The sequence below is a fragment of the Neobacillus sp. 19 genome (assembly GCF_049463095.1).
Taxonomy (GTDB): domain Bacteria; phylum Bacillota; class Bacilli; order Bacillales; family Cytobacillaceae; genus Neobacillus.
The window spans coordinates 37,118-49,528 of sequence record NZ_JBMPZU010000029.1 but is presented as its reverse complement, the minus strand read 5'-3'; the positions used below and the strand labels follow the sequence as shown (position 1 = coordinate 49,528).

The window sequence follows — 12,411 nt, the reverse complement described above, 5'->3', positions numbered from 1 at the left end:
CACTGCTCGAACTGATGGGTGCTGTCCCTATTTTCTTATTATCATTTTGTTGAAGGAGTTATGGTGTGAATGGAACAGCTTATGTGGGGAACGCCAGAGGCATTGCGCCGTTTATTGTGTGAAGTGGTGAGTTGGAAGAGTATGACGTTAACAGAGGGAGAGCGTGAATTTCCCTTAAAGGTTCGAGCGAAGCTTCAGGAATTGGCTTATTATAAGGAAAACCCTAATTTTTTGTCTCTTCATGACGTTGATTTGGATCGGCATTTTTTAACGGCTTTGTATAAGCATCCTGATGCATTGGAAACGATTGTTTTGATTAGTCATTTTGATACGGTGAATACTGAAGAATATGGTGACATTGAGGAGTTTGCTTATCAGCCGGAGGAATTAACCAAATTACTTCTAAGCAGAATGGATGAGTTGCCGGAGAATGCCCAACAAGATTTGAAATCGGGTGAGTATTTATTCGGACGCGGTACCATGGATATGAAAATGGGGCTTGTCATGCATATGGGGTTGATCGAAAAAGCAGCTGCTGAACAATGGCCGATTAATCTTCTCCTTTTGACTGTTCCGGATGAAGAGGTCAATTCCGCCGGTATGCGTGCAGCAGTGACTAAACTATTAGAATTAAAAGAAGTGCATCAACTTTCCTATAGCCTTTTCTTAAATGGGGAGCCAGTATTTTCACAAGAACCGGGTGATCGTAATTATTATGTGTATTCCGGTTCAATAGGCAAAATCATGCCATCGGCTCTTTTTTACGGGAAAGAGACACATGTGGGGGAACCTCTAAGTGGAATTACCGCTCCATATATTGCATCATTTTTGACCCAACGGATGGAATGGAATCAGAGTTTACAAGAGACGGTGAAGGGAGAAACAACACCACTGCCGGTTACCCTTCAGCAAAAGGATTTAAAGCTGGAGTATTCGGTTCAAACCCCTTACCGGGCAGCCGCCTTGTATAATGTGTTTTTAATGGAACGAAATGCTGACGAAATCATGCGGATTTTTGAAACTGTTGCAGCAGATGCAGCTAGAGCCTGTAATCTTGCGTACAGGGAGGTTTGTAAAGCACAAGCCGTGGATGCGATCCGAGAAGTCAGGGTCATGCGTTATGAGGATCTCCAAGACCATGCGATTCATAAATTTGGCCCCGATTTTGTGGAGGAGGTTAAAGCTGCGGTTAATAAACATGCAGAGTGGGATGACCGGGAAAAGTCATTTCGAATCGCCGATACGCTGATGATCGAGTGTCAAGAACTGGCCCCGGCTATGGTCCTGCTTTTTGCGCCGCCATACTACCCTGCGGTTAATTCTTCTGCGAATGCACTGGTTAAGCAGTGTGTTGAATACGTGAAAAAACAGGGTCTTCAACAATTTGGCTTAGATGTGGGGCAAGTACATTATTTCAATGGAATCAGCGATTTAAGCTATGTGAATTATCAAGACTTAGAAGAGGGATGGACGGCTTTCAAAGCAAATACACCTGTCTGGGGCAGAAGCTACAGTATCCCATTTGATGCAATGGCTAAGCTGCAGGCCCCTGTCTTAAATGTTGGTCCATTTGGAAAAGACGCTCACAAACGGACAGAGCGACTGCATATAAAAAATGCATTTGAGGAAGTCCCTGCCCTTGTCGAAGGGATGATCAGAGAGTTTTTTCGTAATGAATCCACTATTGCCACTTGTGAATAGGGACAAACGGTGTCAGGCACCATAAATGGACATTTGTCCACAAGTGGTGCCTGACACCATTTTTTAGTGATTGGAATAGAATTTTCTATGATGGCACATTATTTGAATGCTAAATGATTAATTATCCATGGAGAAAGCGGGGAAAGAAAAATTAAATTCCGACTTGACTCATTGGAATAAATGTATTAAAATTTTCAATAAATTAAATAAGGGGGATTATTGTGAATACCATTCTAATCATTGTGAATATTGCAATCCTATTATTATTAATGTTTGGATTATTTATCATGCAGAAAAAACATGTTTCATTTTCAAAACGTGTATTTACTGCATTGGGGTTAGGTATTGTTTTTGGTTTTATTATTCATTTAATCTACGGAACAACGCATGAAGTAACTACTGGTTCGATCGATTGGTTTAACGTTGTAGGGTACGGATACGTTAAACTTTTACAAATGGTGGTCATGCCACTTGTATTTATTTCAATTGTCGGTGCCTTTACTAAGTTAAAGTTGACTAAAAATATCGGAAAAATTAGTTTTCTTGTGATTGGAATCCTGCTCGGAACAACCGCTATTTCTGCAGCAATTGGTATTGGTTCTGCTTTAGGATTTGGTCTTGATGGTATTCATCTAGCTGAGGGTGATGCCGAAAAAGCACGGAATGAACTGTTAGTGGAACGGGTGGCTAGCGTTGAAAATATGACGATGCCGCAGCAATTACTCGAATTAATTCCAAGTAATCCGTTTCAAGATTTAACAGGTGCCCGTCCGACATCGACAATTGCGGTTGTTATCTTTGCTGCTTTTCTTGGTGTGGCTTACCTGGGAGTTAAGAGAAAAGATCCCGAGCATGCAGAGTTCTTTGCCAAGATTATTGATACTTTTTATAAGATTATCATGAGGGTTGTTACACTTATTTTACGTCTTACACCGTATGGAATTTTGGCTATTATCACCAAGGTAACAGCAACGAGTGATTTTGCAGCGATTGCGAAGTTAGGTAAGTTTGTCATTGCCTCATATGTGGCGCTTATTCTGATGTTCATTGTTCATTTACTGCTTATTTCATTTGCAAAGCTGAGCCCTGTAAACTTTGTGAAAAAAGCATTGCCGACCTTAACCTTTGCTTTTACCTCACGTTCAAGTGCGGGAACATTGCCAATGACAATCAAAACACAAACAAAAGACTTTGGTGTATCTGAAGGAATTGCCAACTTTGCCGGTTCATTCGGACTTTCCATCGGTCAAAATGGCTGTGCCGGTATTTACCCAGCGATGTTAGCGGTAATGGTCGCTCCTGCTGCAGGAATCGATCCATTCAGCCCATCATTTATTCTTACTCTTATTCTAGTAGTTGCAATCAGTTCATTTGGAGTCGCGGGCGTTGGCGGCGGTGCGACATTTGCTGCCTTAATCGTTCTTTCGGTTATGAATCTTCCAGTTGCAATTGTAGGACTATTAATCTCTGTTGAACCGTTAATCGACATGGGCCGTACAGCCCTAAACGTAAGCGGCGCCTTAACAGCCGGTGTCCTAACAGGCAAAGCAACAGGTGAAATCGAAACAGAAGTTTACCAACAGCCAAACGTAGTCGAAGCATAATTAAACAAATGTATCGTGCATATATTATTTAGGGTGTCAGGCACCATATTCATGGTGCCTGACACCCTTTTTACCTTTTTTCATTTTGTTATAGAACTAAAATGCAAAAGCATAAAATCCCCGTAATGGCTCCAAGCATTCCTCCTGCGAGGACATCTGAAGGATAGTGAAGCCCTAAATAAATGCGCGATATTCCCACACAGATACCTAAAGGAATAAGAACACTTGCCAATTGCGGGTTGAATAATACATAAGGGGTCACAACAGAGAAAATTGCTGTTGTATGCCCCGATGGGAATGAATGATCCTGCAATGGGTTCGCAGGGAACTTGGTTTCATTGATCATTAAATACGGCCTTTTTCGTGGAAACAGCTGTTTGATTATATGGACCGGAATATGGCTCGCTGATAACGCAAGTGCACTGGCGATTGCTGTCAATTTTGCCTCACCAGATGATAAAAAGATAAGGAGGAGTGCAGAAGCAATGGTGACGTCCGCTCCTCCAAGATGTGTAACCGTTCGGAAAAATAGATTTAACAGCTTTTTATCAAAATGACGGTTTACCCGTAGTAACACCCGGCACTCAAAGCCATACATTGTCTGAATCCATCTTGTCATGTTCGCTGCTCCTTTAAAAATTTTTCATTCGAAACGTATCAATTGCTTAATATCCTTAGGAAAACAGGAACCGCCATTGCCAATCCCAGTTTTAAAAAAATGATGGCCAATCCGTTTATCTTGACCGATGCCAAAAGCAACTTCCTCTATATCCGCACCGACATTATCGCAAATGGCTGCTATTTCATTGATAAAACTAATTTTTGTAGCTAAAAAGGCATTAGCAGCATATTTAATCATTTCTGCACTTCTGGTGTCTGTCTTCATAATCGGAATATTTAACGGCAGATAAAATTGTTCCATAAAAGCTGCTGTTTCACGATGACTGGTGCCAATCACAATTTGGTCTCGGTGGAAAAAGTCAATAATTGCTGCGCCTTCGCGTAGAAATTCGGGATTGGCCACCACTTCTGCATGTAGGTTAGGAGGTTTCCTACTGTCAATAATTTGTTGAACGATCTCGTTTGTACCGACTGGAACCGTGCTTTTTGTACAGACAATGACATCCTGATCAATATAGTTGGCAATGGTATGAGCAACCACATGTATGTATTTTAGGTCTGCAAAACCGTCATGTGTTTCAGGTGTTCCAACTGCTATGAAAATGATGGCTGCACCTGAATATGCCTGATGAGGATCCGTGGTAAAATGCAGTTGCCCGTTACGCAGATTTTTTTCTAATAGTGTCTCTAATCCTGGCTCATAAATGGGTGAACGTCCGCACTGGAGCATGTCGATTTTCTCTTTTTGTATATCTATGCACGTTACCTGATGTCCTAATTCTGCTAAACAAGCACTCGTGACCAAGCCTACATATCCTGCTCCAGCAACTGAAACCTTCATCCAATCCCTCCAATGTGTTTGTTAACTCCATTGTATTAGAGAAACATGGATATTTTCTTAACTTACTGTAAAGAAAGTATAAAGACTATATATAGTTATTAAAAGTAATTTGATTTTAAAATAATTGAATTCAAGATAAATACAAGGTACACTTTAAGTGAAGCGAATGCCGACAATATGAATGAAATATTAAATTAAATTAAGAATAATAAAAGCAACTTCTAAAAAAGAAGTGGAGGATAGATAAAATGGAAAAGTTTCATCAAGAACCTAATATTTATGTTGGTGAGGTCACAATTAAGGTAAAGAATCTGGACTATTCAGTTACCTTTTATCAAAATATCATTGGACTTCAAGTATTGGAGAAAACCGTACAGCAGGCCGTTTTAACAGCAGACGGGAAAAAACCGCTATTAACGCTTGAACAGCCTGCAGATGTGAGCCCGAAGCCGGCTAATACATCTGGTTTGTATCATTTTGCCATCTTATTGCCATCACGTGCCGATTTATCGGTCTTTTTAAGGCACTTGCTTCAAACGGGCTATCCCCTGGGTGCTGCGGATCATTATGTCAGTGAGGCGCTCTACCTCAATGACCCGGACGGCAATGGGATTGAAGTATACCGAGATCGCCCATCTGGCGAGTGGACTTGGAAAAATAATTTAGTGGAGATGGCAACCGAACAACTGGATGCGGAAGGGATTCTTGCGGAAAGTAATGCGGAATGGACTGGTCTTCCTCCCGGGACAATTATGGGCCACATCCATCTTCACGTTGGCGATTTGAAAAAAGCAGAAGATTTCTACACAAATGGGCTTGGCTTTGAAGTGGTCAGTTATTATCCGCAGGCAGCCTTTCTTTCAACAGGAAAATACCATCATCATATTGCAATAAACACTTGGCAGGGTGTGGGGGCTCCAACCCCTCCGGAAAATAGTGTCGGCTTAAGCTGGTATACTCTGGTCTTCCCGGATGAAGCAGAAAGAGAGAAAGCAATACAGCAGCTAAGGCTGCTTGGCGCCCCGATAAACCAAGAAGCAGATTATTATGTAACAAATGACCCATCAGGAAATCAAATCCGATTAGTGGTCTAAAATTTCCAACTATAGGTAAAATTTTCTTGAAAGTTAAGTATATCATTGTAGAATTGCCATAGTCGTTTGGACTGTGGTTTTTTCTTTGTTTAAAGACTTATATATACCCAATCATTAAAAGTACCGACACATAGAATAGAAGACCGGGATAATATCTAGCATGAAGAGGGAGTCAATCATGTTTGAAAATATATAAACACAAGGGGCTTAACTGAAGCTGGTCCCAATTTACGAGGGAAGGATTTTTACCTATTATGGACTATAAAAAAGTGAAGATTTCATTTATTAATCCTCGAATACCTTTATTACGGCAAACACCCGGGTCCAAGGGAATATGGGGAGACTGCCAGTTTTTTGTAAATGAGAATATTGAAGAATGTGACTATTGGATTGTATTCCAAGGTTTAAACAAGGTAGAGACGGCCAGATGCCCTCCAGAAAACATTATATTGATAACAGTGGAGCCGCCATCATTGGTTCGGTTTAAGCCGAATTTTTTAAAGCAATTTAACACTGTCATTACATGCCATAGAAATTTAGATCATCCCAATGTCCTTCATATGGAGCTAGGATTGCCATGGCATATTGGTCTTATTAAAGAGATGCCTAAAAATAATCATCAAAATATACGTAGAAATAGGCGTAGAAAAAGACGTGAAAGTATGCGTCAAAATATTCCAGGAAAATTTAAAATAGCAAAGGATTATGACCAGCTTTTAGCACATAAAGAGTATAAAAAAACTAAGTTAATGTCAGTTATTACCTCTAATAAAAGGTTTTCGCAAGGACATAGAAATAGGATCAACTTCGTAAGAGCCTTATCCAATCATTTTGGAGACCAACTTGATATTTTTGGGAGTGGTATTCGGAGCATTAATGATAAATGGGATGCGATTGCTGATTATAAATATCACATTACAATTGAAAATAGCAATTATACAGATTATTGGACAGAAAAAATTGCAGATACATTTTTGGGAGGCGCTTATCCCATCTATTGCGGCTGCCCTAATTTGAATGATTATTTTGATCCAAGCGCTTTCTCTACCATTGACATACATGATGTTGGGAATTCCATCAAAACTATTGAAGCATGTATTCAAAACAACTTCTACGAAAAATCCATAGGCAAGATTGCAGCAGCTAAAGAGATGATATTAAACAAATATAATTTATTCGCCATTATAGATGATTTTATTCGCGCCAAAAGTAATTTAGTGACAAGCGAGAAGAAAGTGATCCAGTTGAAACCTCAATAGGAAGGAGAGTGTACATGAAGGGGAAAAAAATCATGGTTACAGGAGGAGCAGGTTTTCTAGGTTCCCATGTTATAGAGCAGTTTAAGGAGAAAGGCTGTGCTGAGCTCATTATCCCGCGCAGCCACCAATACGATCTTCGGGATTCCTCTGTTGCCTTTTCACTCGTGAAGGATACCAAACCCGATATCATCGTTCATCTGGCAGCATCTGTGGGGGGGATTGGCGCCAACAGTAAAAAGCCGGGAACATTATTTTACGACAATGCTGCGATGGGGATTCACTTGATGGAGGCGGCCCGTCTAAACCAAGTGGAAAAGGTTGTAATTTGCGGAACGATTTGTGCTTATCCCAAATTTGCTGCCATCCCATTTAAAGAAGAAGCATTATGGGAGGGGTATCCGGAGGAAACTAATGCCCCATATGGTCTTGCGAAAAAGATGCTTCTTGTGCAATCACAAGCCTATCGTCAGCAGTACGGATTCAATTCCATTTTCCTGCTTCCGGTTAATTTGTATGGACCGAGGGATAATTTTGATCTTGAAAGCTCACATGTCATTCCTGCTCTTATTCGAAAATGTGTGGAGGCAAAGGAAAAAGGACAAGAGCGCATTCAAGCTTGGGGAACGGGGAAAGTAACAAGAGAATTCATATATGTAGAGGATGCCGCTGAAGCCATTGTGCTGGCGACGGAAAAATATAATGGCGCAGAACCGGTTAATGTTGGAACGGGTGAGGAAATTAGCATTCATGCCTTGGCGTCCATGATTGCAAATCAAACTGGGTTCACGGGAGAAATCGTATGGGACAGCAACAAGCCGGACGGTCAACCAAGGAGATGCTTGGATGTAGCCAAATCAAAAGCTCTTTTTGGATTTGAAGCTAGTACAACATTGAAAGAAGGCTTACAAAAAACGATTGATTGGTATGTAAAGAACAGGATGACCGAATAAGCATCCTGTTCTTATTTTTTACAATGTTTAATGACTTCTTCCCATGTCATAAAAAGTAAAGTGCTATCTTTTTCGGTCAGTTCACTGCCCATTTGCACGGAAATAAATTCTAAACTGCTGATTGCTTTAATCCCGTGCTTCGCTCCTACAGGAATCTTCAGCACATCTCCCTGCTTGACATTGTAAAGCTGATCCTGAAGGACAAACTCGCCAACGCCGGAAAGGATCATCCAGATCTCGCTTCTCTTTGAATGGTATTGGTAGCTGATATTTTTTCCAGATTCCACCACGACTTTTTTGGTCAAAGTTTCATGATTATCTGAATACTTGGTGTAGGACAAGACTTGATACCATCCCCACCTGAGCTCTTCAATCATGGGCCTTTCTTTCTCATCTTTCATCATATCCTTGATTTTGTGACTGGCAGCTTTATTCGCAACTAATATGCCTTGTGGACTGCTGGCTACTACAATATCCGAAACGGCAATAACTGTAACAGGGATGTCCAATTCATTGACAACATGGGTATTGGCAGAGTCCTCGCTGATAATCCCTTTTCCGATTAGGGTGGTATCCATTTCTTCAGTTAATGTGTTCCAAGTCCCCAGGTCCTTCCACTTTCCGTCATAGGGGATGGCGACAATATGCTCGGCTTTCTCTACTACTTCATAATCAAAACTGATTTTAGGCAGCTGGCTATAGATATTTTTCAACTCCTCATATTCCACGGGAATCCCCTCATGTTGCATTAATGTGAGCATGTACTTAAGTCTGAAGGCAAAAACGCCTAAGTTCCATAGAGCGCCTTGCTGAATGAATTGTCTAGCTTGATCTTCCTTTGGCTTCTCTGCAAAATTGCTTACCTTTATATGGTATTTATTTCCAGAAATTTGACTTTCTTTTTCTGGAACAATGTATCCATATTTTTCGGATGGATAAGTTGGATTACCGCCCATTAAAGCTATATTTGCGCCGGATTCCAGAACAACATTTTCCAATACCTTGATTTGTTCAAAGTAATCTTTTTCGACAAAGGGATCGACAGGGAGCACACAGATCACTTCTTCGGGATTTACGTTCATACAGGAATAAAGATAAGCGGAGGCTAGCGCTATGGCTGGAAAGGTATCGTTTCTCTGCGGCTCAATGATGAGGGGGGCGTCGGATCCAAGCTGGCTTAGAACTATGTCGGCTTGGGCTTGACCGGTAGCGATATACGAGGATTGATGAAGATTGACTGCTTTCAACTGATTCCAAACCCTTTGAATCATGGATTCAAACTCTCCGTCATCCTTTTTTAAAACCTTTAGGAACTGTTTTGATCTTGAATCATTTGATAAAGGCCATAGTCGTTTTCCTGAACCTCCAGATAAAATGATTATTTTCATAATGGAGGCAAACATCCTTTCTTCAGAGGGTGGCTGGAGCATTGTCTTTGAATCTGTTTATTCAAAATGATCATGTCTGTGGTAACCGCCCTTTCTTAAATATTCTTCCATTCTCGCTTCCGTTATATCGCTTTCTACCATTTCTTTAATCAGCCCATCCAAATCATATTTAGGATTCCAGCCTAATTCTTGTTTCGCTTTAGTCGGATCCCCTAACAAGAAATCAACTTCTGTAGGACGGAAATATCGAGGGTCAACAGCTACAACTTGCTTACCAGCCGGTAGCTGAAATTCCGGATGATGGCACGTTTTAACGTACCCCTTTTCCTCTTGGTTCTCTCCCTTAAATTCTATTTCAATGCCTACTTGGCCAAATGCCAAACGAACAAATTCCCTCACCTTTGTAGTAATTCCCGTGGCTATGACAAAGTCTTGCGGATTCTTCTGCTGAAGCATGAGCCACATAGCCTCCACATAGTCTTTGGCATGTCCCCAATCCCTCTGGGCGTTTAGATTCCCAAGATACAATTGATCCTGCAGACCCAAGGCGATTCTGGCTGTGGCCCTGGTAATCTTCCGAGTAACAAATGTCTCACCGCGGATAGGGCTTTCATGATTAAAGAGGATTCCATTGCAGGCAAACATCCCGTATGCTTCTCGATAATTTATGGTAATCCAATATCCATAAAGCTTAGCAACAGCATAAGGGCTGCGGGGATAAAAAGGCGTGCTCTCTGTTTGTGGTGCTGCCTGAACAAGACCATATAGCTCTGAGGTGGAAGCTTGATAGATTTTTGTTTTAGCGGTAAGTCCTAGAATTCGGACAGCCTCCAGGATGCGAAGTGTTCCCAGACCATCGACATTCGCTGTATATTCCGGTGTATCAAAACTAACATGGACATGGCTCATCGCGCCAAGATTATAAATCTCATCTGGTTGGACGGTCTGAATCAATCGAATCAGATTGGTAGAGTCGGTCAAATCTCCATAATGCAGAAAAAATTTAGCATTAGGTTCACGGGGATCTTGATATAAGTGGTCGATTCGATCGGTATTAAAAAGGGAGCTTCTTCGTTTTAAGCCATGAACCGTGTATCCTTTATTCAATAATAATTCAGCAAGATAGGCTCCATCCTGCCCTGTAATTCCTGTTATTAAAGCCACATTTCCCATGATATACCTCCTGTCTGTTGCCATTACTCTATAAGATGGTACAAGTAGTGAAGGGTTCCAAAACTTGTCCTAAAATAGAATTTTTTTGCATGCAAATAAAGGGTAGACCCCAATAAATTGACTCTACCCTTTGTTTGCCCCGATGATGGAACTTAACAGAAAGCTGGTACAATAATAGTTGTTCCAGCGTCTTGTGCCATATCACCTAGAACAGTTGCAAGTATTGCCAGGTCAAAAGAGACAGCGCCGCAAGAAGAAAGTGCAGACTCGGCTAAGGCTAAAATGTCTGCTACAGTCACACATTGTCCTGCCGCAAAGCCCAAAGCTGCTCTTTGTGCATCTGTTAAGTTTACGCGGTATTCCTCTAGAACACCGCCAACACAACCAAATGGCTGTACTGTGGTAGAAATACAGATATTTAATAGGTTGGTAAGATATTGCCGGAAAATGCTATTCAAAGCCGAAGGAAAGCCAACTCCACAAAATGTTGTTAATACAGCATCAGCACCAGCGTTGGTTAATAACCCTCTGATAAAAGTTGCACATGCTTCAAGAGTAGCCGTGTTTCCAGGACATGGTCCACCTTGAACAGTAGCACAGGTTGTTTCTGTTGCTAATACAGAATTAAAGAATGCTGAATTGGCACTAATACATTGGATGGCATCACAAACTTCCAAATCAGTAAAAACAGTTGTACTGAAGCGCTGTGCATAAAACCCTTGAGAACGCGGGCAAAAAGGTATACGAATTCCCATTTTTTCACACTCCTTTTATTTGGATAGAATATACTATTTAAATCTTTGAAAAAAGAATAGGCTTGTTTCTTATAGCATTACAAAATGATAAAAAAACCTATATTCGTATAGGGAGTCAGACCAAACAACCAACTTTTAATGGTGCAAGAGGGCGAGTACAGGGGATAAATAGATACATGATTAGTCAAAGGGTACAAGCCAATATACGAAACTTACATACTATATATAAGTCATTTAATAGGAGCTATAACAAAGAAAGGAGCAACATGATGAAAATTTCGTATGGGAAACATACAAAACATAAACTGATGTCTCGCGATGAGCGGCTTTTAGGTTATCTGCCTGATACCCAATACTTTACAGAAGAGACATTGCGGGAAATGCTGGAGAAACATAGCCAAGTCATATTAAAGCCATGTTTCGGTTATCAAGGAATCGGAGTGGCCCAATTATCAGCTCTGGAAGATGAACAGATTGAACTTCATAAAGAAAATAAAAAAATCATTTTAAACGGAAAAACAGAGACTATCGCGTATTTAAACGAGAATCACTTTAGAAGGAAAAAGCCCCGCTATATCGTACAGCAAAAAATTCCCCTTGCCACCATTAATAATAATCCCTTTGATTTGCGTGTAATGGTACAACGGAAAAGAAACTCATCCGAATGGGTTGTAACCGGAAAACTGGCAAAGATTGCGTCCAATAACTATGTCATTACCAATGTAGCCAAGGCGTTATTAGGTGCCGAAGAGGCAATCAATCGAGCATCACTTCCCAGCGAAAAAATGAACAATATATTAGCTGAAATAGACCAGGTGTCCCTCTTAGTTGCAGAACAATTAGCAAAATCATATCCAAAAAATCGTGTATACGGAATTGACTTAGGAATCGATCAAGAAGGTAAAGTGTGGATCATTGAAGCGAACCTATCGCCCTCAACATTCATGTTTAAACTTTTAAAAGATGGCTCATATGAAACAATTAGAAGCTTTCAAAGAGGATAATTAGGAAAAATGGCTGGTACA

Annotated in this window: 11 protein-coding genes; 6 read left to right on the top strand and 5 right to left on the bottom strand. The window is 40.7% G+C overall.

The features are described from left to right. Window positions 1-69 precede the first annotated feature (69 nt). On the top strand, window positions 70-1,701 hold the full coding sequence (locus ACO1D1_RS06865; RefSeq protein ID WP_423335375.1) for a M20/M25/M40 family metallo-hydrolase: 1,632 nt from the start codon (window positions 70-72) through the stop codon (window positions 1,699-1,701). 221 nt (window positions 1,702-1,922) lie between these two features. Beyond that, entirely contained in the window at window positions 1,923-3,305 is a 1,383-nt protein-coding gene (locus ACO1D1_RS06860; protein ID WP_423335374.1) for an L-cystine transporter, read from the top strand. Between the two features lie 88 nt (window positions 3,306-3,393). Here the strand turns inward: ACO1D1_RS06860 and ACO1D1_RS06855 are convergent, their stop codons facing one another. Both ACO1D1_RS06855 and ACO1D1_RS06850 read right to left on the bottom strand, forming a co-directional pair. Beyond that, window positions 3,394-3,924 carry a phosphatase PAP2 family protein gene (locus ACO1D1_RS06855; protein WP_423335373.1) on the bottom strand — a complete coding sequence of 177 codons (531 nt, stop codon included), beginning with the start codon at window positions 3,922-3,924 and terminating at the stop codon, window positions 3,394-3,396. A gap of 24 nt (window positions 3,925-3,948) precedes the next feature. After that, window positions 3,949-4,767, bottom strand: coding sequence for a UDP-glucose dehydrogenase family protein (locus ACO1D1_RS06850; RefSeq protein ID WP_423335372.1), 819 nt, complete (start codon window positions 4,765-4,767; stop codon window positions 3,949-3,951). 248 nt (window positions 4,768-5,015) lie between these two features. Between ACO1D1_RS06850 and ACO1D1_RS06845 the strand changes: the two genes are divergently transcribed. From ACO1D1_RS06845 to ACO1D1_RS06835, 3 genes are all read left to right on the top strand, one after another. Further along, entirely contained in the window at window positions 5,016-5,861 is an 846-nt protein-coding gene (locus tag ACO1D1_RS06845) for a VOC family protein (RefSeq protein WP_423335371.1), read from the top strand. A 254-nt stretch (window positions 5,862-6,115) separates the two neighbouring features. Beyond that, complete coding sequence (locus tag ACO1D1_RS06840; RefSeq protein ID WP_423335370.1) at window positions 6,116-7,120, top strand: glycosyltransferase family 10 domain-containing protein; 1,005 nt, start codon at window positions 6,116-6,118, stop codon at window positions 7,118-7,120. A gap of 14 nt (window positions 7,121-7,134) precedes the next feature. Beyond that, entirely contained in the window at window positions 7,135-8,070 is a 936-nt protein-coding gene (locus ACO1D1_RS06835) for a GDP-L-fucose synthase family protein (RefSeq protein ID WP_423335369.1), read from the top strand. An 11-nt stretch (window positions 8,071-8,081) separates the two neighbouring features. Here the strand turns inward: ACO1D1_RS06835 and ACO1D1_RS06830 are convergent, their stop codons facing one another. The 3 genes from ACO1D1_RS06830 to ACO1D1_RS06820 all read right to left on the bottom strand — a co-directional run bounded on the left by ACO1D1_RS06830 (window position 8,082) and on the right by ACO1D1_RS06820 (window position 11,386). Beyond that, entirely contained in the window at window positions 8,082-9,458 is a 1,377-nt protein-coding gene (locus ACO1D1_RS06830) for a sugar phosphate nucleotidyltransferase (protein WP_423335368.1), read from the bottom strand. 57 nt (window positions 9,459-9,515) lie between these two features. Beyond that, window positions 9,516-10,631, bottom strand: coding sequence for a GDP-mannose 4,6-dehydratase (gene gmd, locus ACO1D1_RS06825; RefSeq protein WP_423335367.1), 1,116 nt, complete (start codon window positions 10,629-10,631; stop codon window positions 9,516-9,518). 152 nt (window positions 10,632-10,783) lie between these two features. Then, complete coding sequence (locus ACO1D1_RS06820; RefSeq protein ID WP_423335366.1) at window positions 10,784-11,386, bottom strand: hypothetical protein; 603 nt, start codon at window positions 11,384-11,386, stop codon at window positions 10,784-10,786. 266 nt (window positions 11,387-11,652) lie between these two features. Here ACO1D1_RS06820 and ACO1D1_RS06815 point away from each other — a divergent pair, with 266 nt between their 5' ends. Then, window positions 11,653-12,390 (top strand): YheC/YheD family protein, encoded by a 738-nt coding sequence (locus tag ACO1D1_RS06815; RefSeq protein WP_423335365.1) that lies wholly within the window; start codon window positions 11,653-11,655, stop codon window positions 12,388-12,390. The last annotated feature ends 21 nt before the right edge of the window (window positions 12,391-12,411 follow it).

What these genes read in the sequence shown, in the direction of transcription:
- ACO1D1_RS06835 (WP_423335369.1), top strand. Translation starts at nt 7,135, where the DNA reads ATGAAGGGGAAAAAAATCATGGTTACAGGAGGAGCAGGTTTTCTAGGT.
- ACO1D1_RS06850 (WP_423335372.1), bottom strand. Translation starts at nt 4,767, where the DNA reads ATGAAGGTTTCAGTTGCTGGAGCAGGATATGTAGGCTTGGTCACGAGT.
- ACO1D1_RS06865 (WP_423335375.1), top strand. Translation starts at nt 70, where the DNA reads ATGGAACAGCTTATGTGGGGAACGCCAGAGGCATTGCGCCGTTTATTG.
- ACO1D1_RS06830 (WP_423335368.1), bottom strand. Translation starts at nt 9,458, where the DNA reads ATGAAAATAATCATTTTATCTGGAGGTTCAGGAAAACGACTATGGCCT.
- ACO1D1_RS06820 (WP_423335366.1), bottom strand. Translation starts at nt 11,386, where the DNA reads ATGGGAATTCGTATACCTTTTTGCCCGCGTTCTCAAGGGTTTTATGCA.
- ACO1D1_RS06840 (WP_423335370.1), top strand. Translation starts at nt 6,116, where the DNA reads ATGGACTATAAAAAAGTGAAGATTTCATTTATTAATCCTCGAATACCT.
- gmd (WP_423335367.1), bottom strand. Translation starts at nt 10,631, where the DNA reads ATGGGAAATGTGGCTTTAATAACAGGAATTACAGGGCAGGATGGAGCC.
- ACO1D1_RS06855 (WP_423335373.1), bottom strand. Translation starts at nt 3,924, where the DNA reads ATGACAAGATGGATTCAGACAATGTATGGCTTTGAGTGCCGGGTGTTA.
- ACO1D1_RS06845 (WP_423335371.1), top strand. Translation starts at nt 5,016, where the DNA reads ATGGAAAAGTTTCATCAAGAACCTAATATTTATGTTGGTGAGGTCACA.
- ACO1D1_RS06815 (WP_423335365.1), top strand. Translation starts at nt 11,653, where the DNA reads ATGATGAAAATTTCGTATGGGAAACATACAAAACATAAACTGATGTCT.